Below are 26,230 nucleotides of genomic sequence, written 5' to 3'. Positions count from 1 at the left end.
ACTGCTCCATGGCCTCTGGAGTCAGCCAAAAAGTGAGACTCCCTCGCTGCTTTAAGGAGGCATCATACTCAGACCAGTTTTTGAGTCGATACAAGGACTTGGAGTTGGATTTAGACTTACTCTTACTCATATCTGCTGAGTGTAGTTTCGTGTACCATCTTGACTTCTTTATTTTTACCCTAAACATCATCTTTTGTGCAACAAAGCCCTTGCCAACAGTTATCGCTACTTACCTACCAGTGGGAATCAAAGGATTGGTATTAGCTTGTTTTATTGCCGCCGGGATGTCTACTTTTGATTCCTTAATTAATGGTGGCGCTGCATACTGGGTGAAGGATATTTATCAAGCTTATCTCAATCCGCAAGCTGACAACCGCAAACTGCTGGCTCAAAGTCGTTGGGCATCGGTTATCATTGTTATGGTGGGATTGCTATTTAGCTTCAGTATCTCCAATATCAATGAAATTTGGGGATGGTTGACCCTGGGATTGGGTACAGGTCTGGCGGTTCCTCTGCTGTTAAGATGGTATTGGTGGCGGTTTAATGGTTATGGATTTGCCACGGGTATCGCTGCTGGCATGGTGGCCGCAATTGTTACTAAGGCGATCGTCTTACCTTCCTTCCCGAATCTGCAACTTGCTGAATTTATCCAATTTCTAATTCCTAGCAGTTGTTCTTTGGCAGGATGCATCGCTGGCACTCTGTTAACTCCGGCAACGGAACGGTCTGTTCTGGAGAATTTTTATACTGTCACCCGTCCCTTCGGTTTCTGGAAGCCGATCGCTGTTAATATTCCCCGCAATCTCACGGTCAATATCACATTAGAGAACAGGCGAGATTTGCTGGCAACTGCGATCGCGATTCCCTGGCAAATAGTTTTGTGTCTCACGGGAATTATGTTTATGATGAAACGTTGGGATAATTTCCTAATTCTATCTCTGTTGCTGGTTGTACTCTCTATCTGTTTGTACTTCGCCTGGTACAGATATCTGTACGGAAGTCAAAATTCAAAAGTTAAAAGTTAAAAGTAAGAAAAACGGAAGTCATTATATCAAATCCGGTTAAACAGTTATAGATTGGTTAAGTAAGGAGGAGTAAACCCACCCCTCGCCCCTCCCCCTCCCAGGAGGGGAAGTCAGGAGGACAAGTCAGGAGGAGAGAGAATTACAAAGATGAGCGTAGTTATGACGATTGGAGAAATTTTTTATGTCCAATAAAACGGATTTGATCTCAAAAGTCAAAAGTCAAAAGTAACAAAAACGGAAGTCATTAATACACATCTCCAATTCTGGAGATGTCTAATAGACATCTGGTAAAAATCAAAAATAAAGTCAATTATTATCCATAAATTATCAATTATTCCCCTCCCAGGAGGGGTTCGGGGTGGGTTCCCTGTTGCTTTCCGGAGCTGTTGCCTGTTGCCTCTTTTCTGGAGATGTCAATTATCCGGACATGATATAATTGCTAACCTCTGAGGAAGAAATCTTCTGCTTCTATCGATGGAATATTTGTTAAAGTTGCAAATTGACCTCCATCACGAAAAGCAGTTTCACTGCCATTAGCGAATCTATCAGCTTTAACGCGCTATGTATCCGCCATCAACCATCAAAGATGTCGCAGTGATAAATGAAGCTTCCTCTGAAGCAAGAAATAAGATGGCGAAAGCAACTTCTTGGGTTTTCCTATACGGTTCAAAATGTGAAGCGGTGCCTCTTGTTCTATAAATTGTTCTTCACTTACCCCTATGTTTGCCAGATGACGATCTATTGCTTGAGTGCGGATAGTACCTGGGCACACACAATTCACTCGGATTCCATAAGGATCAAGATCCAGGGCCATACATCTAGTCATATTGACTATAGCTGCTTTTGTCGTACTGTATGCGAGAAATTCGGGTTGAGCAATGAACGAAGAAATGGAACCCAAATTTACGATTGAGCCACCACCATGTTTCTTCATGACCTCTGAAGCATATCGTGTACAAAGAGACGTTCCAGTAAAGAACAGATTCCATTAAATTTTGTGTTAAATCACTTTAGCAGTCAATTCAGGCCACCAGTCACCATTCAATTTTTGTTGTGACACGACCATGTCTTTGTATCAGAATCTAAAACCCCATCCATCTGAGTATTCTTTTAAACTCTCCATAAAGTATTTTCCGCCATCAATACAAGCATCTGTAAACAAAGCATTTAAAGTTTGCAGAGTGGGAAACGCTGAGGCGATGATAATACAAAACTCAAATCGTTCTGGGTTATTGCACCAATGTCAACAATAATCATACCCTGTACAAGTTGAGGGAAGCGAGCTGTAAGCTGATAAGCATTGACCCCCCCTAGAGAATGACCAATTAAAATGACTGGCTGAAGTTTGAGCAAGTGAATAACCTTAAGCGCATCATTAATGTAAGCCTCCCGAGAATATTCTTCTGTTTTATCACTCCAACCATGACCACGCTGGTCAAGATCGATGACACGATAGGATTCCCCTAGATACTCTGGGAGAGAGGCAAACCAATGCCCACAAACAAAATGACCGTGCAAAGCAAGAATATTAACTCCTACTCCACCGGAGTCAAGATAGGAAAGTTTCATCTCATCAATGTGGAGTTTTTTTCTTAAAAATATCATAACCTCCTGATTCGCTAAAGGTAATTTTTTTTACTCAACATGAAAGTTGGCGTTGAATATTGCCTAGAAGGGCACAACTATCGCTTACACTCGTATGAATTTTCACATTGGATATGTGGTAATCGGATGTTGTGAATATACCATCTACTACCAGATTTATTTGACCAGCACGATGCAAAGATTCATCGATTGTAGAATTTATTTGGCAAGTTCAATCATTTTATTGGCATAGCTATCATCATCTCCCTTAATCATAGAATGGCTATTTTGTCAATTTGTTAACTGATGACACGCCCTAGTGCAGGATGGCGGAAATAACTGACCAGTTACAAAATCCTAAAACAATTACAAATCAAAAATGATTGACTTTTAACTGTCTTGAGTGTGTCTTACATTCTGAGGAGACCTCAGAATTACACACTCGATGCATGACTTTTAACTTCCGCGTAGCGGCCTTAGTCCGTTTCTTATAGACTGATTAGTTAACTATATTAGACATCTCCGATAATTTACCTGAAACTCCCAACAAGGTTGTTAAATCTTAATTTCCGGAGAGGTCTATTGGTTCAAAAGCTAAAATATAGCTATCTTAATGGTCTATAACACCTAGTAGCTACTAAAGTAAAGTAACAACAGAAAAGGTAAAGTATTACCTGGATCGACTGAAAATCAAAATCAAATATCTTAATTATGTCTGCCAAAAAACTCACAGGTAACGAAATTCGACAAATATTTCTCGACTTTTACGCACAACGGGAACACACTATTTTACCCAGCGCATCCCTAGTTCCCGAAGACCCAACAGTCTTACTCACTATTGCGGGAATGTTACCATTTAAACCCATATTTCTCGGACAACAACCCCGGAAATATCCCCGCGCCACAACTTCCCAAAAATGTATCCGTACCAACGATATTGAAAATGTTGGTCGCACTGCCAGACATCACACTTTTTTTGAAATGTTGGGTAATTTCAGTTTTGGAGACTATTTTAAACCAGAAGCGATCGCTTTTGCTTGGGAACTTTCCACAAAAATATTCGGTTTGCCTCCAGACCATTTAGTTGTCAGCGTATTCCGAGAAGATGATGAAGCATTTGCTATTTGGCGCGACAAAATTGGGATTCCCGCACACCGCATTCAACGGATGGATGAGGAAGATAATTTTTGGGCATCGGGTCCGACGGGTCCGTGTGGTCCCTGTTCAGAAATTTATTACGACTTCCATCCAGAGTTAGGAGATGATAACATTGACCTAGAAGACGATAGCAGGTTTATCGAATTTTATAATCTGGTATTCATGCAATACAACCGCGATGCAGAGGGAAATCTTACCCCATTGCAAAATAGAAATATTGATACCGGAATGGGGTTGGAAAGAATGGCGCAAATATTACAAAAAGTGCCGAATAATTATGAAACTGACCTAATTTTTCCTATCATTAAAACTGCTGCGGATATTGCTGGTATCGACTACGCAAAAAGTGACGAAAAAACCAAAACTTCTCTCAAAGTTATTGGCGACCATGTACGAGCAGTAGCACATTTAATTGCCGATGGTGTCACCGCATCTAATGTTGGCAGGGGTTATATTTTACGACGGTTAATTCGCCGGGTTGTGCGTCACGGACGTTTGATTGGCATTTTTGGGGAATTTACATCTAAAGTTGCTGAGAAAGCGATCGCTCTTTCTGAGGATGTTTACCCCAATTTGCGGGAGAGGGAAAGTGCTATTAAAGCTGAGTTGCAACGGGAAGAGTCTCGCTTCTTGGAAACATTGGAGCGTGGTGAAAAATTGTTGACGGAAATTATGGCAAAACCGGAAACTCAGAAAACTAAACAAATTTCTGGGGAAGATGCTTTTAAGTTATACGACACTTATGGTTTTCCCCTAGAGTTGACTCAGGAAATAGCAGAAGAAAATGGTTTAACTGTTGATGTCAGTATGTTTGAGAAAGAAATGAAACTGGCACAAATACGTTCTCAGTCAGCTCACGAAACTATTGATTTGACTGCTGAAGGTGGGGTGAAATTGGATGTTGACAAAACGGAATTTTTAGGGTACACAGATTTGACTTCCTCAGCGCAAGTAATGGCGTTAGTAGCTGAAGGGGAACAGGTTGAGTCTGCGGAAGCGGGTACTCAAGTGCAAGTGGTGCTTGATCAAACGCCCTTTTATGCTGAATCTGGTGGTCAAATAGGCGATCGCGGTTATCTAAGTGGGGATAATGTAGTCGTGCGGATAGAAGATGTGCAGAAGCAGAATAATATTTTTGTGCATTTCGGTCGCGTGGAAAGGGGTACGTTACAGTTAGGAATAACAGTAAATGCTCAAATAGATGCTGCTTGTCGTCGCAGAGCGCAAGCAAACCATACCGCAACACATTTGTTACAAGCTGCTTTGCGGTCCCTGGTAGACCAGTCTATTTCTCAAGCGGGTTCGTTGGTATCTTTTGACCGTTTGCGATTTGATTTTAATTGCCCCCGGGGGTTGAAACCGGAGGAAGTGGAGCAAGTGGAAGCTCAGGTAAATAGTTGGATAGCTGAAGCACATCCGGCGACTGTTGCGGAAATGCCATTGGATGAGGCAAAGGCAAAGGGAGCTGTTGCTATGTTTGGTGAAAAGTATAGCGATGTGGTACGGGTAGTTGACTATCCGGGAGTGTCGATGGAATTATGTGGGGGAACTCATGTGAATAATACGGCAGAAATTGGGGTGTTTAAAATTATTTCTGAAGCTGGTATTTCTTCTGGGGTGCGCCGTATAGAAGCAGTTGCTGGTTTGGCAATATTAGATTATTTGAATGTCCGAGATGTTGTGGTGAAGGAATTGAGCGATCGCTTTAAGGCAAAACCAGAGGAATTATCGGAGCGGGTGAGTAACTTGCAGCAGGAGTTGAAGGAGTCACAGAAACAGTTGGAAGCGTTGAAAGGTGAGTTAGCTGTGGCAAAGTCTGACCAGTTGTTAGGAGATGCTGAGACTGTGGGTGAGTTTCAGATATTAGTAGCGGAAATGCCTGGAGTTGATGCGGAGGCGTTGAAAACTGCTGCGGAACGGTTACAACAAAAGTTGGGCGAGAGTGCTGTGGTATTGGGTGCTGCATCTGGGGAGAAAGTCAGTTTAGTTGCTGCTTTTAGTAAGTCTGTGAATAGTAAAGATTTGCAAGCAGGGAAATTTATTGGTGGGATAGCGAAAATGTGTGGAGGCGGCGGCGGCGGTCGTCCGAATTTGGCGCAAGCAGGGGGTCGCGATCCGAGTAAGTTGAAGGAGGCGTTGGAAAGTGCGAGGGAGCAGTTAGTTGATGGGTTGAAGTAAATTTTTGACCACTATGTTGTAGGTTGGGTTGAGGAACCCGAAACCCAACATAACCCAACTTACTTAACATAAACATATATAGGTTTTTGTTGGGTTAAGCGATAGCGCAACCCAACCTACATTATTATCACTAAATTATCCAAATATGGTATTAGTAGTTTAGGTGATTTTTGTAGATTTAAGGTAAGTTAATACCTAAGCTAAAAATTATTTATTTAGCAGTTTTAAAAATCTACAATATTTGAATCATCTTCACTAGATATCTCCAGAAAACAGAGAATGGAGAATAGGGATAAATCATTGATATTTCATAGATAAGAATTGACTTTATTCTTGATATTTGGAGATATTTTTTCTAACTTATACAATATTTGAATTGCTTTCACTATTAATAAGAACGCGCGTTTCTTCAAACTCGATAGGTTCAAGTTTTTTAGGTGGTTATAGTTCCTGAGAAGGTTCAGGTTTTTTAGGTGGTTCTAGTTTCTGAGAAGTTTCAGATGATTTTTGATTTAAGTTATCACTTTGTTCTGAATTATTCGACATATAGGTTATTAAACTAATGGAAAAAGACAATTCTGAAAAAGACAATTCTGAAAAAGACAATTCTAATATATAACTAATTTATGAATATGCCAAGCAGGTTTTAAAAGATATAGATTCTAGCAAAAACACGGTAAACACTAAATTAGCAGCAGTTATTGCTTTTGATGGTTTGATGAGTCGCTTTTTATCAGATTTACCCGATGATTCTCTCGTTGTAAATTTACCAAATTATGAGAAATATTTACTGGGTTTTGGGCAAATTTAGGCAAGGACTAACAAATGCAATTAGAAGATTATTTTGAGTTTCTGACACCGGAGGATATTCGAGTTAAAGGAACGCGGATCGGTATTGAGAATATTCTTTAGGAATACGTTGTTAACAATAAGACGGCAGAAGAAATTGCCGAACTATTTCATACTGTTAGCTTAGAGCAAGTTTATGCCACAATTTTGTATTATTTGCGCGATCGCGAAACCATAGGACAATATTTAGAAAATTGGTTGGACTATACGAATAAAGTTCAAGCTGAATTTGATCGCCATCCTCCACCTTTTGTGGCGAAGGTACTGAGTTGGAAATTGGAACGTCTAACTCAAGTCGAAGGTGCTTCTAAATAATGGCAATTAAATATTTGCTTGATGAAAATTTGCCTCCTCTATATCAAGAACAACTTTTGTAGTGGCAACCGGATGCTCTAATCCCCCTTACAAAAACAACTTCTGACTTCCCCTCCTGGGAGGGGTTAGGGGTGGGTTGACTTCTAACTTCTGACTTCTAACTTCTAACTTCCCTTGCCCATTGCCTAACTTGCTTTAAGGTTGCCGTTTCCCCAATAATTAATCGTTGTTCTAACCATTGAGGAATCATTGTCATATCTAACAAAGGAAAAGCTAAACTTTGCGTTATTTCATCATAATTTTGAGTTTCCCTATTCAACCGATAAAACCGCAAATTTTTTCCATCATATCGCCATATTTCCCCTACACCTAATGCTGCGTAAATAGGTAACTTATCAATTGAACTATTAGTAATATCAATTTCAATAGCTAAATCTGGGGGTGTATATCCTTGATTTAAGTCAATATTTTGCTAATTTCTCACCTCTAGCTCATTTTGTAAATAAAAACAGGCATCAGGTTCAATTCCTTTTTGAATATCATCCCTTTTGAGAGTAAGAGAGCCAACACTTTTAATATTTAAGTTCCATTCTTCCGCCATAATAAATATCAGACGAGCAATAAACCAATTGTTATTTTCATGCTCCATTAAAGGACTCATAATCTGTAAATATCCTCCATCATAAACTAGGCGTTTTGTAGAATTTTCATTTAATTCCTGACTAATATGCCCGAAAGTTTCCCAACTAATAGGATGCAAAATTATATAATTTTCAGCCTGTGTTTTAGTGAGTGTTTCCATTATCTTTTTTTTTCTTAATAAAGAGCGATAGCTTTGCTATAGTCATTGCGACTCGTTGCTAATAATAAGCGTGGTCACAAAAAACCTACTAGAGATTTAGGCAGTTTTTTATTTGCTCCAGAAAACTTAACTTTTGGAGCATTATCAGGAACCAAAGCAGAAGTAGAAGCTATTGCGCCGATGTTATCAAAAGTGACTCTGTTAACTGAGTCCAATGCCACAGAAAATGCTATTAAACAAGTCAATGCACCAGAAATATTGCATATTGCTACCCACGGTTTCTTTCTGGAAGATTTAGAAGAAGTTGCACCACCAATATTAGTAGGGAATTTTCATACTGACATTCCCAACAGAGAAACAAATAAATTAGAAAATCCACTGTTACGTTCGGGTATTGCTTTAGCAGGGTTTAACCCTCGTCAAAGTGGTGATGAAGATGGAGTAATGACAGCGTTAGAAATTGCTAATTTGAGTTTGGGTGGTACGAAGTTGGTAGTATTATCTGCTTGCGATACGGGAGTGGGAGATGTGAATGTGGGAGAGGGAGTTTATGGTTTGCGTCGAGCATTAGCTCTTGCGGGTAGTGAAAGTCAGGTAATTAGTTTATGGCAGGTGGATGATTTTGGTACGAAAGATTTGATGGTGAAATATTATCAACGGGTGTTGAATAATGAAGGGCGATCGGAAGCATTACGACAGACACAGTTAGAGATGTTGGGAACTGAGGGGTATCAACATCCCTATTATTGGGCATCGTTTATTCCGTCTGGAGATTGGCGGGAGATGAGAGATTAACAGGACTTACGCAAAGGCACTATGTATAGGGTGTCGCTCAGTTACGCTACCGCTAACACACCCTACTAATAGCGTTCATGCGTAACATCATGTTCGGACGGGTCAGTTATAATAAAATTTAAGGACTCCGGGTATCGACAGTACCAAACAAATACTTAAATTATCAATACCCCCAATACCAATATTTGTTCTTTTTCTCCAATATTTTCTCCTGACTCGGTCTTTCCCCTCCCCTCCTGGGAGGGGTTAGGGGTGGGTTGACTCCTGAGGACTCACAACAGTCATTTATAAGTATTCAACCGTTAGCGTAGCTCCCCCGGAGGGGGAACATGATATAAGTCCTGATTAATTAGGAATTGAGATTGCTTTCCGTTCCGGACTGCTGCGCAAACCCTGTCGGTCGCAATGACGGAAATACCTTGTACTGCCTAATATCATGTTCGGATAATCAGTTATAAAAAACTTTATTCCTTTTAACCTTTTATTCCCTTCTGCCTTCTGCCTTCTGCCTTCCTTCTTCCAAAGTGTAAGTATTCAACCGTTAGCGTAGCTCCCCCGGAGGGGGAACATGATATAAGTCCTGATCATTTCTCTTTCAAAGTAGTATAATTGAACAAAAGAAAGAAAGGATAAAATTATGATTTATCAACCGGAAAATCATCAAAGAACGACCGCAGAAGAATATTTAGAATGGGAAGCTAAACAGGAATTTCGCCATGAATATATTGATGGTGAAATTTTAGCCATGACTGGAGGAAGTCTTCCTCATAATGATATTGCTCTTAATTTTTATACAGCTCTTAGACCCCATCTCCGTCAAAGAGGTTGTCGAGTTTATGTGTCTGATGCTAAAGTTCAGGATGCTAAAAATAATCGTTATTTTTATCCAGATTTAGTTATTAGTTGTAATGCTGACGATTTAAAATCTCGTACATTTCTCCAAAATCCTAGTGTAATTATTGAAGTTCTTTCTCCAAGTACCAGGGGTTACGATCGCGACGATAAGTTTAAATATTATCGTCAATTTTCGAGTTTGCAAGACTATGTTTTAGTAGATTCAGAATCAATATCTGTGGAAATTTATCAACGTGGTGAAGGGAGAATGTGGCTTTATTCTCCATATATAGAAGGAGAAGATTTTACATTATCTAGTATTGAATTTAATTGTGCTGTTGATGTTTTATATGAGGACGTTAGTTTTGAGGATTAATGAGAGGAATATGAGAAATATTACTAACAAAACTAAAACAAAAATCAGCCCATAAAATTAACTCTTTGCTCGTAGTTTTGCTTTATCCCTAATCCCAAAATATTCGCCATCAGAAAAAAATGGCAGACTTATGACTTCAGCTATAATTAATTATCCATATAAATTCATATAAAATTGAGTAACTAATAACTATGGAATTAGCAACTGCATTTATTTCAACCACAGATTATCTGGAAGGGGAAAAAATGAGTCCCATTCGCCATGAATATCTCGGCGGTCAAATATTCGCTATGTCTGGTGGTAGTGAAGAACATAACCGCATTGCATTAAATATTGCTAGTATTTTACGCTTTCATCTACGGGGAAGCGGATGTAAAACTTTTATTGCAGATATGAAAGTCAAAATTTATATGGCGGAAAATAGCTCGGATATATTTTATTATCCTGATGTGATGGTAACTTGTAATCCACAAGATACGGAAAAATATTACAAGAGTTTTCCTTGTTTAATTGTTGAGGTACTTTCCCCTTCTACTCAAAATTTAGACAGACGAGAAAAACGCTTGAATTATCAAAGTTTAGCAAGTTTGCAAGAGTATGTATTGGTTGATCAAATAGAAATGAAGGTAGAGGTTTATCGTCCATCAGAAGTTGGTTATTGGTCTAGGGAAAGTTTAGGAAAAGAAGATTGTTTAGAATTAAAGTCGGCGGGGTTAACTTTAACAATGACTGATATTTATGATGAAATTTTGATATAGCTTTTAAGCATTCAGCATATTAATGGCTTTAGTTATCTAGGAGAGAAGGGGAGAATATGGTTTAGGTGGGGACAAGAAACACTTAGAACGGGAGCAAGATGCTCCCACTGGACTATACCGTGACAAAAATAATTGGATACCAATACTATTACAATACAAAACCACTGATATCAAATCCGGTTAAACAGTTATAGAATCGTTAACTCAGGAGGAGTCAGGAGGAGAGAGAATTACAAAGATGAGCGTAATTATGACGATTGGAGAATTTTTTGATGTCCAATTCCCTCGGATTTGATATTATATCATGTCCGGTTAAACAGTGATAAATAAATAACTACGGAGTCCTCAGGAGTCAGGAGGAAAGAGGTAATAAAGAAGAACAACTGGAGTTGAAGGAGAAAGTTTTTTTATAACTAATTATCCGGACATGATATTAATTATAAAAAAATATGGCGTTGGTAAAGCGCGTGTATGATATTAATCTTAATTACTGAGGAGTCAACCCACCCACACCCCTCCCAGGAGGGGAGGGAGGAGGGGAAGTCAGAACTCAGAACTCAGGAGAGAAGAAAGAAGAAGAAAGAGGAATAGAAGGAGAAAGTTTTTTGGTCGCGTAAAGGTCATGGAGTTCGATCGCGCTCTGATCCAGACATGATATCATACCTCAAATTACCAACGCCAAAAATATAAATAATACATCTTAACATATCTACATTAATTAGCAACAAATCTAAAAATTTAGATGAGGTAAATTTCTATATTATGGATGTGTTAGTTGCTGAGGAATTGGCTATAAATCACCAAAAAACTATCTAATGAAGACTATTTCTAATAGTTTATCCATTAGACTTATCCAAAAACTAGATTTTGGCCTTTGATATCATGTCCGGTAGCATCGGAGCGTGTATAAAATTAAGGTGATAATAGGATAAAACCTTCTGCCTCCTGCCTCCAGCATAGCTGCCTTCCTTCCAGCAAAGACAGACATGATATGATTCATAATTGAGGGTCATTTGCAGCAGATATGTCTTCTATAAAGAGAAAAAACCATGGTCAAGATTGAAGATACACAAGAAAGAAAAAGACTGATTGAAGATCGTAACTCTGAAAAACAGTGGAAACGGTGGGGTTCTTATTTAGGCGATCGCCAATGGGGAACAGTTCGAGAAGATTATACTGCTGATGGTAATGCTTGGGACAATCTTTCCTACGATCAAGCTCGCTCTCGTACCTACCGCTGGGGCGAAGATGGGATTATGAGTATTTCCGACGAACGGCAACGTCTTTGTTTTGCGATCGCTCTTTGGAATGGAGAAGATCCCATGCTCAAAGAAAGACTATTTGGATTAACTAATAGTCAGGGAAATCATGGGGAAGATGTCAAAGAATATTACTTTTATTTGGATAATACCCCTACGCACTCTTACATGAAAGGGTTGTACAAATATCCCCACAGTGCTTTTCCTTATGAGTGGTTAATTAACGAAAATGGTCGCAGAAAAGCAGAAAATTCTAGAGCATCAGAATTTGAGTTGATGGATACGGGAGTATTTAATGATGACCGCTATTTTGATGTCTTCGTAGAGTATGCCAAAAATTCTCCCGAAGATATTCTGATTCAAATCGCGGTTGTTAATCGTGGCTCAGAAGCTAAAGAGTTACATCTAGCACCCACTCTTTGGTTTCGTAATACCTGGTCTTGGGGAATTCCTGGCGAAACTAAACCTTCTCTCCAAGGAATTAACTGTAGCTCAGATTTTAAGGTAGTTGAAGCTAGTTTTAAAGACCCCAAATTAGAAGCATCTCAGTTGTTATGGCTTTATTGCCAAAACCCTGATGCGATGCTTTATACAGAAAACGAAACCAATAAAGCCAGGTTTGGATGGGGAGAAAATGCTTCTTACGTCAAAGATGGTATTAATGATTATATTGTTGGTAATCAAACTGGTGCGGTAAACCCCGATCAACGAGGAACTAAAGTTTCACCCTATTACCGCTTAAATGTTGCTCCTGGAGAAACCAAAATTGTTCGACTGCGACTGAGTAATATTCAGAATTTGGCAACTCCCTTTGGAGATGAATTTGGCTCAGTTTTTGAACAACGTAAAAAATAAACTGATGAGTTTTATCAAGCTGTAACTCCTTTTGAAGAACTACCCGGTGAAATGCGTAATGTGCAAAGACAAGCATTTGCAGGGATGTTATGGACGAAGCAATTTTACTACTATGTTGTACAAGATTGGCTGAATGGAGACCCTGGTTATCCACCTCCACCAGAGGAACGCAAACATGGCAGAAATCGTGAGTGGACTCATTTGTATAATGCAGATATCATCTCCATGCCTGATAAATGGGAATATCCCTGGTTTGCAGCTTGGGATTTAGCTTTCCACACTATTCCTTTAGCATTAATTGACCCTGACTTTGCTAAGAACCAATTACATATATTCACCAAGGAATGGTATATGCACCCTAATGGTCAGATACCAGCCTATGAGTGGAACTTTAGTGATGTCAATCCTCCGGTTCATGCTTGGGGTGCTTGGGAGGTTTATAAAATAGAAGAGAAAATGTATGGTCATGCAGACCGAGGGTTCTTAGAAGAGTTATTTCAGAAATTGTCCCTATATTTTACTTGGTGGGTAAACCGCAAAGATGTAGATGGGAATAATCTGTTTGGCGGGGGTTTCCTGGGATTAGATAATATAGGTGTTTTTGACCGCAGTAATCTCAAAATTTCTGGTGCTAGTATTGAGCAATCAGATGGCACTAGCTGGATGGGAATGTTTTGTCTAAACTTGTTAAAGATGGCATCAGAGTTAGCCAAGGGCGAGTCCGACTCCAGAGTTTATGATGCCATGGTCTCTAAATACTTCCAGCACTTTTTATTAATGGCAGAAGCTCTGAATAAATTGGGAGGAGATGAAATCAACGTCTGGGATAACGAAGATGGATTTTTCCATGATATTTTTCACGTTCCTCCTAATGTCTTACCCGGGGGAAATAATGCTTTTTCTTTCTCGATGAAAGTCCGTTCTATGGTAGGATTGATTCCTCTGTTTGCAATAGAAACAATCGATCAGGAAACATTAGACAAACATTTAGACTCTGATTTCAAAAAGAGAGCTGATTGGTTCTTGCAAAACCGTCAGGATTTGACAAAAGGGGAGAATGTTTACTTTGATAATACAGACAGTAATCTCATGGAAGGAGGGGTAGCTTTCTCTCTAGTCAACCCTACCAGACTCCGATTAGTTCTGAAAAGAATGCTTGATGAATCTGAATTTTTTGGACCTTATGGTATTCGAGGATTGTCTAAATCTCATGAGCCACCTAATTCCTATAAATTACCCTTTAGCATCAGAACAGAGAGTGGCAACTACATTCAACCTGAAGTAGAATATGAGCCAGCAGAATCGAGATTTGGTCTGTTTGGAGGTAATTCTAATTGGCGTGGCCCCGTTTGGATGCCTGTTAACTTTTTGATTATTGAATCCCTGCAAAAATACCATTATTGTTTAGGAGATGATTTCAAAGTAGAATGTCCTACAGGTTCAGGAAATATGATGAATCTTTCGGAGGTAGCTGCAGAAATTTCTCATCGTTTGATCAAAATTTTCTTGCCCAAAGATGGTCAAAGTCAACGACCTGTTTATGGCGCAACGGAAAAGTTTCAAACTGACCCCAACTGGAATAATTACATTCTGTTCTATGAGTATTTTCATGGGGATAATGGTGCAGGAATTGGAGCTAGTCATCAAACTGGTTGGACAGGAGTAATAGCAGAACTAATCCAACAACATGGTGCTTATACTGCTAGAGGAAAACGCCCTGAGTAGAAATTAGTACAAACTAACACAATTCCCTCCGTGGCAATCTCCTAAAATAGAGATTGCTGTGGCTAGTATATCGCGATCAAGACAAGTACAGCGAGGCCGAACCACTTTACCAACCTGCTTTAGCCATCTATGAAAAAGCATATGGTGGTGATGAAGGAGTCAGGAGTCAACCCACCCCTCGCCCCTCCCCCTCCCAGGAGGGGATCTCAGGAGTCAGGAGGGAAGAAGAAAGAGGAGTATAAGGAGAAAGTTTTTTGGTCGCGTAAGCGGAAAGGAGTTCTATAAATCACCAACGCCAAAAATCAAATCAATTATTGCACAGAGACTATCGATTCTTTCCCCCTACTCCCTACTCCCTACTCCCTACTCCCTACTCCCTCTTTTCTGGAGATGTCTTATGAATTATGGCACAATATTAAGGACAATTAAACAGTCCAAATAATCCATATTATCTATGACCAAAACCATACCAGAATTACCAAGCAAATACGACGCATTCTCCACCGAGGCGAAATGGCAGAAATATTGGGAAGAAAACAACACTTTCAAAGCTGACCCCAACCATCCAGGCAACCCCTATTGCATTGTCATCCCCCCACCTAACGTTACAGGTCGCCTCCATGCTGGTCATGCTTTTAACAATTCCCTCATTGACGCTCTCATTCGTTACCATCGGATGCGCGGTGACAACGCTCTCTATCTCCCCGGTACGGACCACGCGAGTATTGCCGTGCAAACTATTCTGGAACGGAAACTGAAAGAAGAAGGCAAAACCCGCTATGATATTGGGCGAGAAAAATTTCTGGAACGCGCGTGGGAATGGAAAGCTGAGTCTGGCGGTACTATTGTTAACCAACTACGTCGTTTGGGAGTTTCCACAGACTGGACTCGCGAACGTTTTACCCTGGATGAAGGTTTATCAAAAGCTGTGATTGAAGCATTCATGCGTCTCTACGAAGAAGGTCTCATTTATCGCGGTAACTATTTGGTCAACTGGTGTCCTGCGAGTCAGTCTGCTGTTTCTGACTTGGAAGTTGAAAATAAAGAAGTCAACGGCAACCTCTGGCATTTTCGTTATCCTCTCACCGATGGCAGTGGTTATGTAGAAGTTGCTACTACTCGTCCGGAAACAATGTTGGGAGATACTGGTGTTGCGGTTAACCCCAATGATGACCGCTACAAAAATCTCATTGGCAAAACTCTTACCCTACCAATAATGGAACGGGAAATACCTATTGTTGCGGATGAGTTGGTTGACCCTGAATTTGGTACTGGTTGTGTCAAAGTTACCCCCGCTCACGACCCCAATGATTTTGAAATGGGTAAACGTCACGACCTGCCATTCATTAATATTATGAATAAAGATGGTAGTTTGAATGAAAACGCGGGACCGTTTGTTGGGCAAGACCGTTTTGAGGCGCGGAAAAATGTTGTGAAACGGTTAGAGTCAGAGGGTGTTTTGGTCAAGGTAGAGGAGTATAGTCATAGCGTTCCTTATAGCGATCGTGGCAAGGTACCAGTCGAACCTCTACTCTCAACTCAGTGGTTTGTCAAAATTAAACCGTTGTCTGAGAAAGCGCTGGAATTATTGGATAAGCACAACCAACCGAAATTTGTTCCCGAACGTTGGACGAAGGTTTATCGCGACTGGTTGGTGAAAATTAAAGACTGGTGTATTTCCCGGCAACTTTGGTGGGGTCATCAAATTCCAGCTTGGTATGCTGTGAGTGAAACTAATGGAAAAATTGCCGATAATACTCCTTTTGTTATTGCTCGCTCGGAAACGGAAGCGTTGGAGCAAGCAAAAGCAAAATTTGGTGCTGATGTCAAAATTGAACAAGACCCAGATGTGCTTGATACTTGGTTTTCATCTGGTTTATGGCCATTTTCAACATTAGGCTGGCCTGAAAACACTCCCGACTTAGCAAAATATTATCCGACCAGCACTCTTTCTACTGGTTTTGATATCATCTTTTTCTGGGTGGCTAGAATGGCAATGATGGGAACTCATTTTACTGGCAAAATGCCGTTTGAAACGGTTTATATTCACGGTTTAATGTTAGATGAAAAGGGTAAAAAACAATCTAAATCTGCTGGTAATGGTATTGACCCTTTATTGTTAGTAGAAAAGTATGGAACTGATGCTTTACGTTATACTTTGATGCGAGAAACTGCCGGAGCAGGGCAAGATGTGAGAATGGATTATAATCGGGAAACTGATGAGTCTGCATCGGTGGAAGCTTCTCGAAATTTTACTAATAAAATTTGGAATGCTGCTCGATTTGTGATGATGAAATTAGAGGGTAAATATCCTCAAGAATTAGGGGAACCGGAGCAGGATAAATTAGAGTTAGTTGACCGTTGGATTTTGTCTCGTTTCTATCAAGTTGTACAGCAAACTTGTGATTATTTAGATAATTATGGTTTGGGGGAAGCTGCGAAGGGTCTTTATGAATTTATTTGGGGAGATTTTTGTGATTGGTATCTGGAATTAGTTAAGTCTCGCCTTCAAGGTGAGGATGAGATTTCTAAGTTAGTGGCACAACAAACATTGGCTTATGTTTTGGATGGAATTTTAAGATTATTACATCCTTTTATGCCTCATATTACTGAGGAAATTTGGCATACTTTGAATCAAATTGGTGAGGAAGATTGTTTGGCTTTGCAGTCTTATCCGAAGTTGGATAAATCGTTAATTAATTCTGATTTGGAAGCGGAGTTTGAGTTATTAATTGGGGTAATTCGGACTATCCGAAATTTACGGTCTGAGGTTGATATTAAACCAAAGGTAAAAATTACGGCTATTTTGCAGAGTGAGAATGAGAAAGAACGGAAAATTTTGAGTAAAGGTGAGGTTTATATTCAAGATTTAGCTAAGGTAGAAAAGTTGAATATTACTCCAAGTATTGATGCGGAAGTTGGTCAAACTATTGCTGGTGTTTTTGGTACTGTGCAAGTTTTAATTCCATTATCAGGAGTAGTAGATATTGAAGCTTTATCTGCTCGATTGGAGAAGAAGTTAGGAAAGTTAGAAAAAGAGATAGAATCTACTTCTAAACGATTGAGTAAACCAGAGTTTGTAAAGAAAGCTGATGCTAAATTTGTAGAGGAAACAAAGAATAATTTAGCCGAGGCAGAAAAACAGGCAGAAATATTACGCGATCGCTTACTTCAGTTAAAGTCAAACTAGGTATATTTGGTTGGGTTTAGTTATTAGCTATCCCAACCTTTAATTTTGAATTTTAAAAATAACAAAAGGAAAGAAATTGCCAGCAAGAGATATTTATCATTCAGTTGTTACACAATTGGATTTTCTATAAACTGAATAAATTGTTTCCCTAAATCTGTTGTTATACTTTCTTGGGAGTTATATTTAACATCTGAGATAATTTTGTCAATATTTTTAGTATGTTTGACAGTCCTAAAATTGTTTTCATACTTACGACTATCAGGAGTAGTAGATATTGAAGCTTGATCTGCTCGGTTGGAGAAGAAATTAGGAAAGTTAGAAAAAGAGATATAATCTACTTCTAAACGATTGAATAAACCAGAGTTTGTTAAGAAAGCTGATGCTAAATTTGTAGAGGAAACAAAGAATAATTTAGCCGAGGCAGAAAAACAGGCAAAATTTTTACGCGATCGCTTACTTCAGTTAAAGTCAAACTAGGCATATTTGGTTGGGTTTAGTTATTAGCTAGCCCAACTTTTAATTTTGAGAATAAAGAAAGCAAAGAAATTTGCTAATCAGAGGTATTTATCATTCTGTTGTTAAACAAGTGGATTTTCTATAAACTGAATAAATTGTTTTCCTAACTCTGTTGTTCTACTTTCTTTTGATTTAATTATTTTATCAATATCCTCAACTTTTTTGATAGCTACTGGATCGATAACTACATAATTTTCACTTAATTTTATCAATCCCTTACCGCTTAATTCTAGTAATATTTGATTATAAAAATCGCGATTTTTCTCTAAATCTGGCAAATTAGCTAAAAATTGTTCGTAATTATAATTATCTATATAATGCAGCATTCTGAGCAATCTAATATGAGACACAGTAAATTCGTCAATCCATTTAATAAAGATTGCTTGAATATCATCTTTAAGAGAGTTAGGAATAGCCGAATTTAAAACCGCATTTCTCAACACCTCTAATTTTTCTTGCTGATACTCACATTCAGCGATACGGATAGCTTTCAGGAAAGTTGTCTGAAATGTTGGATGATCAAAACTTACTGCTTCAATTTTTTCCTGCAAAGTGTATAAGCTTCGTACTAATTCTTCTAAAAATCATGTAGTCTTTGACTAGAAGGATCTTTAGTATAATTCTCATAAAAAGTTACTGCAAGTGAACCTATTGCAGGAATAGCACTAACTAATGCTTTCCTAGCATTATAATTTTTATCCTTACTATTTCCTTGCTTTAATAACTCTAATTTTTGTTGTAGTTGAGAATTATTATTTGTATCGCTCATTAAAGATTTTATCCTATAATAAATCATAGTTAAATATTATAGCGAAGTTTATCTAAACCCCGTCTGTGGTGAAAACCGTAGTTTTGTAGGTTGGGTTTCGCTCTCACTTAACCCAACAAAACATTATTACAACGCGCTGATAGAAACAGGATATTACCTAACCAGAAAGAGAGTTATATCTTGCTCTTCCATTAACTGCTTTTACATATCTTTTTGAAGGAGAAAATTTTGGTCAAATACTATTGGATAATCACCGATTAAAACTAATTATTTTGAATTCACAAACAGAGGAAATTTTCAGATGGATACCATAGAAAACTATCGTCAAATCATTAAACAACTATTGACAGAATATGCTGAAATACCAACTACAGAAAGTGGGATAGAAAATCAAACAATCTTTGATTCATAAAATGATAGATATATGTTAATTTCTTTAGGTTTGTCTCAAGAAAAACGGATTCATTACTGTATAATTAATCTTGATATTATCGCAGGTAAAATTTGGATTCAAGCCAATAATACTGACTGTTTAATAGCAGAAGAATTAGTTGCTGTTGGAATTCCTGCTAAATCAATTGTCTTAGGAATGCAACCTCCAGAAGTCAGACCTTATACAGCTTATGGAGTAGGAATAGAAGAGAGCGATCGCCTACTTCAGTTAAAGTCAAATTAAGCATATAAAGTTAGCGTGAATATCTACAGGAAATTTAAGTTTTTTCCGACTTTTAAGCCTTCTTCCCTCTTCCTTCTTCTCTCTTCCTTCCAAACAAGCTAAAATTAAAATAAATCTCTGGAAAAAACAATATCAAATTATGACAAATCTTACTAAATGGACAGTAGAAGATTATCATCGTATGATAGATACAGGAATAATAAAAAATCGTCAAGTGGAATTAATTAATGAAGAAATTATTAATATGATTCCAGAAGAACCAATTCATCGTTTTATCAATCATAGAGCAGTTAAATACTTACGTTATATTTTAGGAAATCAGGCAGAAGTAATGGAAGCACATCCTATTACTTTAGTTGACTCTGAACCAGAACCTGATATTACCGTTGTTCATTCTCCCGATACATTATATTTAGACCGTCATCCTTATAGCGAAGATATTTACTGCATTATTGAGATTGCTGATAGTACATTACAAAAAGATTTAGGAACTAAAAAGACATTATATGCAAATTCAGGAATAGAAGAATATTGGGTAATTGATGTTGCTAAAAAAAATTTAAAAGTATTTCGTAATCTGATGAATAATCAATATCAAATTGAACAAAACTATCAAGATGAAGTTATTTTTATCATGGCGTTTCCTTCAGTAGAAATTTCAGTCCAAAAATTAATTGGATTTGATGAGAAGGATTAAGTGGGGTGTGTGACGGCATCTTTACCATTACTATTTTTTTTGATTAATTGATGTTGGATAATAATTGTATTTAACTAATTTAAGATCAGCGATCGCTCTTGAACAACAACTACTGCTGGTAGAACGATCGCCCATATTATACTTTAATTCAACTGGTCTGGATCGATACCCAACTCTCGCAAACGCGCCGCTAAATTTTCAGCTCTTTGTTCGGCCTGCTGCCGCTCTAGGTCGGCCTGCTGTCGCTGAACTTCCGCCTCCAGTCGCCCTTGTCGCTCTTGCTGTAGCTCAAATTCGGCTTCCTGTCGCGCTTCATCGGAAGTTAAATATCGGTTTCCTTGTTCGTCATACCAATACAACCATTCTCTGGTAACTCCTTGAAATGTTCCTACTTCTGTACCAATACCCAGACCTATTTCTGGCATCCACATTGGGTTGTCTTCTTGCAGTTCATATTTCCCTTCTCCATTGAGACGGTAAAGAGTTAATTTAGGTTTGCGTTCCCGTAGAGGAGCGTAAATTACATAGTACAACACTCCGTATTGAGCATATTTTCTTTTTTTCTGCTTATATTCACCTCCTGGAGTTTTCGATACTACTTCTAATGCAAAGGAAGGTATTATCCCATTTTCTTCCCAGGTGACATAACTTAAGCGCAAGTTTTCATGTTTAACGCGCTCCACTCCCAGACATAAAAAACCATCAGGAGCGATCGCTTTTTCGTCGGGAGAATAATACCATCTCATATCGATACCAAAAAACCAATCGTTACGGTTTGCCCAAATGTAGGCCAGAATTGATTTTAATAAGTGAGCAATTAAGTCTTGTACTTCGCTATCCACTGGTTTACCGTCTTGATATGGTAATTCTTCCATGGTGGGAAGACGCTTTTGGGTTTGAGAATCTGATGTTAGCATTGTATTGTTTGTCTGTTTTCATTAATTGATGGCAATAAAAAATTTACAATTTGTAGGTTGGGTTGAGGAACGTTAGCGGAGCTTATCCTCCGGATAAACCCAACAATCATATTGCATGCCCAACAATTATATTGTATCTGTTGGGTTGCGCTACCGCTTAACCCAACCTACGGTATTAATTTAATACTCTACTGCTCCTAATGCTATGAGACTTGCTTTTTGGATATCGCTTAATCCTTTGACTCCCCTAATGTTAGCGTTTTCATAAGGTCTGGGTACTCTCAGGGTTTTGATGCAGTCTCCTGTTTTGACGTTCCACAGTTTTATTGTTTCGTCGGCGCTACTACTGGCAATAATTTCACCGTCGGGGTGGAATGCTACTGCTAATACCCAACTCTGATGTCCGCACCTCTGACCAGAATGCGGTCATACCCCCGACGAGTCTTAACCTTAATTATCCATTCAAAAAATCTTTTGCCGTGAATTTTATCTACAACGTTGTAGTTTTCTGCAAATTGATAACCCAGAATTTTAAACCATTCCTTCATCTGTTGAGGTAGGGGAAATTTGTCGCGATCGCTATGTTTTTGGAACTCTGTTTCTACAACTCCACGAAAATTTTTGCAGGTAATTTTTTGCCCGAATAAATCTCCCAATATTTTCCATAAATTAGCTGCTTCCTGTCGAATATATCCCTCAGCAAAATTAGTTTTTATCGCAATTTCTCCATATTTTTCATTCTCCCAAGCCAGACAAAAAATATTCTTTTGTAAATCGCTCAAACTTTTTCCTTTCTGATTAAGATATTGATTATTTACAAAATCGAAAGCTGTTTCTGGATTCATAATATTTTGAAAATAGTATCTGAATTTTGCAACTATTGTTCATTATAAATTATGGAAAAATTCAAATGTCGCCTTTATCTCAAACTCCTAACTTTTTCTAACTTTTTTAAATAATTGTAGGGAACGGGAACGGGCAAGATGCCCATTCCACAAAACACAAAACACAAAACTATTAAAATCACTTTATCTCATGACATTTTCTAACCATTGAAGAGTAGGAAAAAGCTACATTATAAATATCAAGCAAAGCGATTTTTATTTATGAAATCAAATAAATTTTTATATTAATTTTTAGTCAAATATCACAATTTATTAGGTCAAAAAAATCGGCTTCAGCACAACTCAATTTCAACGAAAATATCCTAGTAAAGGAAAATAAAAATGAAAATTTATCACAACGATCGCAGCAAAATAACTATGCCAATAAACCCAAAACAAGGAGTAAAAATGGCATTAACGACAACTGGAAAATTCATTATTGGTTTAACCACAACTTTTGCCTTAACCATTTGTAAACCCACAATTAATATTAATATTTGTTTGGGTTGTACCTTAGATTCTGACAATAATAGTATTTCGGAAAATCAAGTAGGAGAAATTATTGATGAAATTGACGAAAATTATTCGGTAATAAATAAGAGCGATCGCCTACTTCAGTTAAATAGGACTTATATCAAGTCTAATTTCTCATTAATTAGCCATAATAAATTAGCTATCTTTAGTCATCTTTAGATGACTTCTGCTTTGAGCCAAGAAATTTATTTCTTGGCGGATGACATGGTTGCCTTGATATTACCCATGAACACTATTGTTAGTGGATTGTTTCATCTTAAATGATGCAGTAGAAAGTTGGCCTGAGATTGCTTTCCTAACGGAATGCTATGCAAACACTGTCGTTTGCTATCGCAAAGCTGCGCTAACGCAATGACAAATCTAATGCACTACTTTAGGTGAAACAGTCCAGTAGAAAAATTCTCCCCCACTCCCCTACTCCCTGCAAGATTATATTTAAGATTTTAGTTTAAAAATTTTCGGGTATTTTGTATTATCAGAAGAGCGGACAAAATCAGCAATATTTTCAGGACCAGACTCTTGTAAATTTTTCAATAATTCGGCACTTTCTGTCAGTAACTTATCAACATCAATCTCAAAATAACTAGGGAAATAATAATTCAATTTCCTAATACCTTCCCCTAACAACATAACAGCACCACGCCAATTTTCATTACCCGCGTGATAAAGTCCAACTGCTATTTGTAAAACCCCTTGATAAAAAGTACGTTCCGGTTCACCAGCTTCCATCCATAAAGCCTCCAGAGTATCATGGCATTTATAGAACTCTTGTTGATTAAATTCAGCTATTCCTTGCCAAAACTCTTGGGGAATTTGTTCTTGTTCAGAAGTCATTTCAGTTATCAATTATTAGTCATTATTATCAGAGAATGTTTGCCAAATAAATATTAAACCATTTAGTGGTATGACACACCTAAAATGTTGTTGTAGGGGCGGGTTCCGCATTAAATTAATTGCTTAACAGTAAATTTAGATAAACCCGCCCCAGGAGGTTCCGCATTAAATTAATTGCTTAACAGTAAATTTAGATAAACCCGCCCCAGGAGGTTCCGCATTAAATTAATTGCTTAACAGTAAATTTAGATAAACCCGCCCCAGGAGGTTCCGCATTAAATTAATTGCTTAACAGTAAATTTAGATAAACCCGCCCCAGGAGGTTCCGCATTAAATTAATTGCTCAACAGTAAATTTAGATAAACCCGCCCTATCTTTTCAACCTACATACTTGCTCTAGTAGTTTCTAAAACTTCTTGAGAAATTTCTTGTTCTTCACCTGCAAAATCATTATCCGGAGTTAAAAACAACATACAATGACATTCTTTACGCTCTCGCATGGGAACACAAGGACAATTCCAATATGTAGCTTTTACTTCTGCTTCTTTATCTTCATAATGACGACATGGACATAAAGGAGCGCCCAATTCATCCTTATGTTTCGCCAACCCTTCAATTACCACTGCCGTAACGGAAAGATCTACACAAAAATAAGTATTTGTATTCTTAGCATACTTTTCAGAGAAACTTTTCATTGCCTTCAACGATTTTTCACTGGATAGTGTTTTGTTTTCTGTAGTTGGGTTCATAATATACGTTTTTTATGCTGTTGATATTAGATAATTCTTTAATTTTACAGCACAAAGCCATTTTAGGGAGAAAATATGGTAAAAAATTCTAAATTTTTCAGATTTTTACCTACCTATAATAAAAAGTGATATTTGTCAATACAAACATAGGTGTTAGGTCTTAGGTTTTAGGTGGTAGGTGTTAGGTATTGGGTGTTATACCAATTTTATCTTTTCTCTCATGGGTTTAATACCCCACCGTCAACGGGGGAGCTTAAAATTGCTTGGGTTTATAAGACATGAAGTGGCGTCTAGAAGACATCCTCATGCAATTTTCCCTTCTTTCTTCTTCCTTCAAACTTGAGACTTTAGTTGAAACTTTGAAGGCTGAGTCGAAGACTATCCACAAGCAATTTTCCCTTCTTCCTTCTTCCTTCTTACTTCTTCCTTCTGCCTTCAAACTTGAGACTGAAGTTGAAACTCTAAAGGCTGAGTAGAACTAATTTCTAAACCAGAAGAATGCGAAATCTTTCCTGCTTCTGTTCCAGGAGAAATAGACTCATCTAACCATAATAACCACCTACTTCCAGAAGGCAGAGAAGATAAACTAACTGGGTCTTGAGTCAACCAGAGCAAAGACTTATTTGGTGGTTTTCCTAACACAACCTCCTCCCCAAACTTAACTCCAGCCAAAGTTTGCAACACCACCCTATTTCCATGCACCAACCCAGTAGCAGCAGTCCAAAGCTGGACATTTTTCAGAGAGCGGTTAGCATAGAAATACAAAGAAGCTGCTGCTATTACCGCTGCTTCAAAATTATCTGTTTGCCAATTAGCAGCACTATCAAGACAAATGATAACTTCTTCTCCTCCCTTAGATACCTCTAATTCTCGAACCCGCAACTCTCCATAACGAGCGCTACTCCGCCAATGGATCAAACGACTAGGGTCGCCAAACCGATATGGTCTTAATGTCCGAGTTAAGCCTTCCGAAGCCATTAGATAACGACTATCCTCGTTTAGTTGACGGCTATTTTCTTGACCAAGTTCATCTATTATCGGACAATTACTCAGGGGTAAAACTGTAGGATACACAATAGCAGTAGCTTTAGCATTCCGACTACGGCGACACCAAAACAGACCAAGAGGTGCTGCACTTCTCAGTTGAAGATGATGCCAACGATATATTCCTCTTCTTTTGGTAGGTAAATGGTAAGTCCAATAGTAAACTTCTTTCCCAGGAATGACTTCTATTGCTTGTTGAGGTGATTTTCCTAGCACCAAAGGAATTTCATCCTTGAGTTGCACTAATGCTATTGGTTGATTAGTAGAATTTTCAATTGTGAGGGCGATAGTTAAATAGTCGTTCACCGTTACAGGTTGAATTAGATGGCGACGTACTTGTATTTGACGTAGCGATCGCCCTGGCAAAACAGCACCCATTCCTAATAATGCAAAACTCATCCCACTAATTACATATAACCATCCTGCCATTGTATTAGTGGCGGCACCAAAGAAGAATATTGATAACATTCCGAGTAACCCACCTGCATAGCTTGGTGTTACCCAGTTAGTTTCTAACCAGTCAGAAATTTTGTAGTAAATTTTCATAGAAGAATAATTAGACAAATTTTTAAAGTTGTAATTCGAGGAACATTTTTATCATGATATTGATCTAGTTACGGATAAAAAAATATAGCAATGTGCGCTGGCATATTTACAAATTACAGGAACTTTCCAATAGCTAAAAATCTTAATATTATCAGCAATTTATTCCTCCTGTTGCCTGCGCACAGCGCTATAACTATAGCATTAAAGATTTTTATAGATTAATTTACTACTAATTATTCAAGATAAAATATTAATATTTGTTTGATTAATTTACATCCTAGTTTTTAGCATTAATTATCGACTTTATTGTCGTTTTTTTTTGCTGCTTCAATTGATTTTTATCTTAATCTCAAAAAAAGCA

Annotated in this window: 23 protein-coding genes and 4 pseudogenes; 15 read left to right on the top strand and 12 right to left on the bottom strand. The window is 38.1% G+C overall.

Annotation, left to right across the window (positions count from 1 at the left end; all coding sequences use genetic code 11):
• Positions 1 to 209: 209 nt before the first annotated feature.
• Positions 210 to 1,025 carry a hypothetical protein gene (locus F6K27_RS24295; RefSeq protein ID WP_287278176.1) on the top strand — a complete coding sequence of 272 codons (816 nt, stop codon included), beginning with the start codon at positions 210 to 212 and terminating at the stop codon, positions 1,023 to 1,025.
• Between the two features lie 551 nt (positions 1,026 to 1,576).
• Here the strand turns inward: F6K27_RS24295 and F6K27_RS34005 are convergent.
• Together F6K27_RS34005 and F6K27_RS24290 are read right to left on the bottom strand one after the other, a co-directional pair.
• Positions 1,577 to 2,007 (bottom strand): annotated as a pseudogene (locus F6K27_RS34005) (SDR family NAD(P)-dependent oxidoreductase).
• Positions 2,008 to 2,192: 185 nt separating this feature from the next.
• The gene (locus F6K27_RS24290) at positions 2,193 to 2,630 is read right to left on the bottom strand and encodes an alpha/beta fold hydrolase (RefSeq protein ID WP_287278177.1); all 438 of its coding nucleotides are present in this window, start codon (positions 2,628 to 2,630) and stop codon (positions 2,193 to 2,195) included.
• Between the two features lie 690 nt (positions 2,631 to 3,320).
• Here F6K27_RS24290 and alaS point away from each other — a divergent pair.
• Complete coding sequence (alaS, locus tag F6K27_RS24285; protein ID WP_287278179.1) at positions 3,321 to 5,945, top strand: alanine--tRNA ligase; 2,625 nt, start codon at positions 3,321 to 3,323, stop codon at positions 5,943 to 5,945.
• A 1,005-nt stretch (positions 5,946 to 6,950) separates the two neighbouring features.
• On the top strand, positions 6,951 to 7,109 hold the full coding sequence (locus F6K27_RS24280) for a hypothetical protein (protein WP_287278180.1): 159 nt from the start codon (positions 6,951 to 6,953) through the stop codon (positions 7,107 to 7,109).
• Between the two features lie 157 nt (positions 7,110 to 7,266).
• Here the strand turns inward: F6K27_RS24280 and F6K27_RS34000 are convergent, their stop codons facing one another.
• Both F6K27_RS34000 and F6K27_RS33995 read right to left on the bottom strand, forming a co-directional pair.
• The gene (locus F6K27_RS34000) at positions 7,267 to 7,575 is read right to left on the bottom strand and encodes a Uma2 family endonuclease (protein ID WP_353736063.1); all 309 of its coding nucleotides are present in this window, start codon (positions 7,573 to 7,575) and stop codon (positions 7,267 to 7,269) included.
• Between the two features lie 6 nt (positions 7,576 to 7,581).
• Positions 7,582 to 7,911 (bottom strand): hypothetical protein, encoded by a 330-nt coding sequence (locus tag F6K27_RS33995; RefSeq protein WP_353736062.1) that lies wholly within the window; start codon positions 7,909 to 7,911, stop codon positions 7,582 to 7,584.
• A gap of 129 nt (positions 7,912 to 8,040) precedes the next feature.
• Between F6K27_RS33995 and F6K27_RS24270 the strand changes: the two are divergent.
• From F6K27_RS24270 to F6K27_RS24240, 8 genes and pseudogenes are all read left to right on the top strand, one after another.
• A pseudogene (locus tag F6K27_RS24270) lies at positions 8,041 to 8,706 on the top strand (CHAT domain-containing protein); the annotation flags it as partial.
• Positions 8,707 to 9,343: 637 nt separating this feature from the next.
• The gene (locus F6K27_RS24265; RefSeq protein ID WP_287278181.1) at positions 9,344 to 9,916 is read left to right on the top strand and encodes a Uma2 family endonuclease; all 573 of its coding nucleotides are present in this window, start codon (positions 9,344 to 9,346) and stop codon (positions 9,914 to 9,916) included.
• Between the two features lie 191 nt (positions 9,917 to 10,107).
• The gene (locus F6K27_RS24260) at positions 10,108 to 10,674 is read left to right on the top strand and encodes a Uma2 family endonuclease (protein ID WP_287278182.1); all 567 of its coding nucleotides are present in this window, start codon (positions 10,108 to 10,110) and stop codon (positions 10,672 to 10,674) included.
• Between the two features lie 1,049 nt (positions 10,675 to 11,723).
• A complete protein-coding gene (locus F6K27_RS33990) occupies positions 11,724 to 12,788 on the top strand; it encodes a hypothetical protein (RefSeq protein ID WP_353736060.1) in 1,065 nt (354 codons plus the stop codon).
• A gap of 51 nt (positions 12,789 to 12,839) precedes the next feature.
• A complete protein-coding gene (locus tag F6K27_RS33985) occupies positions 12,840 to 14,513 on the top strand; it encodes a hypothetical protein (RefSeq protein ID WP_353736059.1) in 1,674 nt (557 codons plus the stop codon).
• Between the two features lie 53 nt (positions 14,514 to 14,566).
• Positions 14,567 to 14,755 carry a tetratricopeptide repeat protein gene (locus tag F6K27_RS24250; RefSeq protein WP_287278184.1) on the top strand — a complete coding sequence of 63 codons (189 nt, stop codon included), beginning with the start codon at positions 14,567 to 14,569 and terminating at the stop codon, positions 14,753 to 14,755.
• 212 nt (positions 14,756 to 14,967) lie between these two features.
• Positions 14,968 to 17,703 (top strand): valine--tRNA ligase, encoded by a 2,736-nt coding sequence (locus F6K27_RS24245; protein ID WP_287278185.1) that lies wholly within the window; start codon positions 14,968 to 14,970, stop codon positions 17,701 to 17,703.
• Positions 17,704 to 18,051: 348 nt separating this feature from the next.
• Positions 18,052 to 18,180, top strand: coding sequence for a hypothetical protein (locus tag F6K27_RS24240; RefSeq protein ID WP_287278186.1), 129 nt, complete (start codon positions 18,052 to 18,054; stop codon positions 18,178 to 18,180).
• A gap of 101 nt (positions 18,181 to 18,281) precedes the next feature.
• Here the strand turns inward: F6K27_RS24240 and F6K27_RS24235 are convergent, their stop codons facing one another.
• Together F6K27_RS24235 and F6K27_RS24230 are read right to left on the bottom strand one after the other, a co-directional pair.
• Complete coding sequence (locus F6K27_RS24235; RefSeq protein WP_287278187.1) at positions 18,282 to 18,770, bottom strand: hypothetical protein; 489 nt, start codon at positions 18,768 to 18,770, stop codon at positions 18,282 to 18,284.
• A 26-nt stretch (positions 18,771 to 18,796) separates the two neighbouring features.
• Complete coding sequence (locus tag F6K27_RS24230; protein ID WP_287300924.1) at positions 18,797 to 19,015, bottom strand: hypothetical protein; 219 nt, start codon at positions 19,013 to 19,015, stop codon at positions 18,797 to 18,799.
• A gap of 146 nt (positions 19,016 to 19,161) precedes the next feature.
• Here F6K27_RS24230 and F6K27_RS33980 point away from each other — a divergent pair.
• From F6K27_RS33980 to F6K27_RS24220, 3 genes and pseudogenes are all read left to right on the top strand, one after another.
• Positions 19,162 to 19,302: pseudogene (locus F6K27_RS33980) on the top strand (fatty-acid synthase); the annotation flags it as partial.
• A pseudogene (locus F6K27_RS24225) lies at positions 19,290 to 19,664 on the top strand (XisI protein). The pseudogenes F6K27_RS33980 and F6K27_RS24225, both read left to right, overlap by 13 nt.
• Positions 19,665 to 19,803: 139 nt before the next feature.
• Positions 19,804 to 20,361: a Uma2 family endonuclease gene (locus tag F6K27_RS24220; protein WP_287278189.1), complete on the top strand. Its 558-nt coding sequence runs from the start codon at positions 19,804 to 19,806 to the stop codon at positions 20,359 to 20,361.
• Positions 20,362 to 20,504: 143 nt separating this feature from the next.
• Here the strand turns inward: F6K27_RS24220 and F6K27_RS24215 are convergent, their stop codons facing one another.
• From F6K27_RS24215 to F6K27_RS24205, 3 genes are all read right to left on the bottom strand, one after another.
• Positions 20,505 to 21,278, bottom strand: coding sequence for a Uma2 family endonuclease (locus F6K27_RS24215; RefSeq protein ID WP_287278190.1), 774 nt, complete (start codon positions 21,276 to 21,278; stop codon positions 20,505 to 20,507).
• 180 nt (positions 21,279 to 21,458) lie between these two features.
• Entirely contained in the window at positions 21,459 to 21,632 is a 174-nt protein-coding gene (locus F6K27_RS24210) for a hypothetical protein (protein WP_287278206.1), read from the bottom strand.
• A gap of 29 nt (positions 21,633 to 21,661) precedes the next feature.
• Positions 21,662 to 22,123 carry a hypothetical protein gene (locus tag F6K27_RS24205; protein ID WP_287278192.1) on the bottom strand — a complete coding sequence of 154 codons (462 nt, stop codon included), beginning with the start codon at positions 22,121 to 22,123 and terminating at the stop codon, positions 21,662 to 21,664.
• A 381-nt stretch (positions 22,124 to 22,504) separates the two neighbouring features.
• Between F6K27_RS24205 and F6K27_RS24200 the strand changes: the two genes are divergently transcribed.
• A complete protein-coding gene (locus F6K27_RS24200) occupies positions 22,505 to 22,855 on the top strand; it encodes a hypothetical protein (RefSeq protein WP_287278195.1) in 351 nt (116 codons plus the stop codon).
• Positions 22,856 to 23,131: 276 nt separating this feature from the next.
• Here F6K27_RS24200 and F6K27_RS24195 read toward each other — a convergent pair whose 3' ends face one another.
• From F6K27_RS24195 to F6K27_RS24185, 3 genes are all read right to left on the bottom strand, one after another.
• Entirely contained in the window at positions 23,132 to 23,530 is a 399-nt protein-coding gene (locus F6K27_RS24195) for a DUF309 domain-containing protein (protein WP_287278196.1), read from the bottom strand.
• A gap of 383 nt (positions 23,531 to 23,913) precedes the next feature.
• Positions 23,914 to 24,279 carry a ferredoxin-thioredoxin reductase catalytic domain-containing protein gene (locus F6K27_RS24190; RefSeq protein ID WP_287278197.1) on the bottom strand — a complete coding sequence of 122 codons (366 nt, stop codon included), beginning with the start codon at positions 24,277 to 24,279 and terminating at the stop codon, positions 23,914 to 23,916.
• A gap of 435 nt (positions 24,280 to 24,714) precedes the next feature.
• Entirely contained in the window at positions 24,715 to 25,869 is a 1,155-nt protein-coding gene (locus tag F6K27_RS24185; RefSeq protein WP_287278208.1) for a DUF58 domain-containing protein, read from the bottom strand.
• Between the last annotated feature and the right edge of the window lie 361 nt (positions 25,870 to 26,230).

Source organism: Okeania sp. SIO2F5 (assembly GCF_010692685.1).
In the GTDB taxonomy this organism is placed as follows: Bacteria; Cyanobacteriota; Cyanobacteriia; order Cyanobacteriales; family Microcoleaceae; genus Okeania; species Okeania hirsuta.
The sequence above is the reverse complement of the archived record's forward strand: the minus strand, read 5'-3'. Positions and strand labels throughout refer to the sequence as shown.

Bases quoted from the DNA above. Each gene is read 5' to 3' on its own strand.
- F6K27_RS24185 (WP_287278208.1), bottom strand. From the start codon at position 25,869: ATGAAAATTTACTACAAAATTTCTGACTGGTTAGAAACTAACTGGGTA.
- F6K27_RS24215 (WP_287278190.1), bottom strand. From the start codon at position 21,278: ATGCTAACATCAGATTCTCAAACCCAAAAGCGTCTTCCCACCATGGAA.
- F6K27_RS33990 (WP_353736060.1), top strand. From the start codon at position 11,724: ATGGTCAAGATTGAAGATACACAAGAAAGAAAAAGACTGATTGAAGAT.
- F6K27_RS24230 (WP_287300924.1), bottom strand. From the start codon at position 19,015: ATGATTTATTATAGGATAAAATCTTTAATGAGCGATACAAATAATAAT.
- F6K27_RS24200 (WP_287278195.1), top strand. From the start codon at position 22,505: ATGAAAATTTATCACAACGATCGCAGCAAAATAACTATGCCAATAAAC.
- F6K27_RS24220 (WP_287278189.1), top strand. From the start codon at position 19,804: ATGACAAATCTTACTAAATGGACAGTAGAAGATTATCATCGTATGATA.
- F6K27_RS24195 (WP_287278196.1), bottom strand. From the start codon at position 23,530: ATGACTTCTGAACAAGAACAAATTCCCCAAGAGTTTTGGCAAGGAATA.
- F6K27_RS24245 (WP_287278185.1), top strand. From the start codon at position 14,968: ATGACCAAAACCATACCAGAATTACCAAGCAAATACGACGCATTCTCC.
- F6K27_RS24190 (WP_287278197.1), bottom strand. From the start codon at position 24,279: ATGAACCCAACTACAGAAAACAAAACACTATCCAGTGAAAAATCGTTG.
- F6K27_RS33985 (WP_353736059.1), top strand. From the start codon at position 12,840: ATGCGTAATGTGCAAAGACAAGCATTTGCAGGGATGTTATGGACGAAG.
- F6K27_RS24265 (WP_287278181.1), top strand. From the start codon at position 9,344: ATGATTTATCAACCGGAAAATCATCAAAGAACGACCGCAGAAGAATAT.
- alaS (WP_287278179.1), top strand. From the start codon at position 3,321: ATGTCTGCCAAAAAACTCACAGGTAACGAAATTCGACAAATATTTCTC.
- F6K27_RS33995 (WP_353736062.1), bottom strand. From the start codon at position 7,911: ATGGAAACACTCACTAAAACACAGGCTGAAAATTATATAATTTTGCAT.
- F6K27_RS24290 (WP_287278177.1), bottom strand. From the start codon at position 2,630: ATGATATTTTTAAGAAAAAAACTCCACATTGATGAGATGAAACTTTCC.
- F6K27_RS24260 (WP_287278182.1), top strand. From the start codon at position 10,108: ATGGAATTAGCAACTGCATTTATTTCAACCACAGATTATCTGGAAGGG.
- F6K27_RS24205 (WP_287278192.1), bottom strand. From the start codon at position 22,123: ATGAATCCAGAAACAGCTTTCGATTTTGTAAATAATCAATATCTTAAT.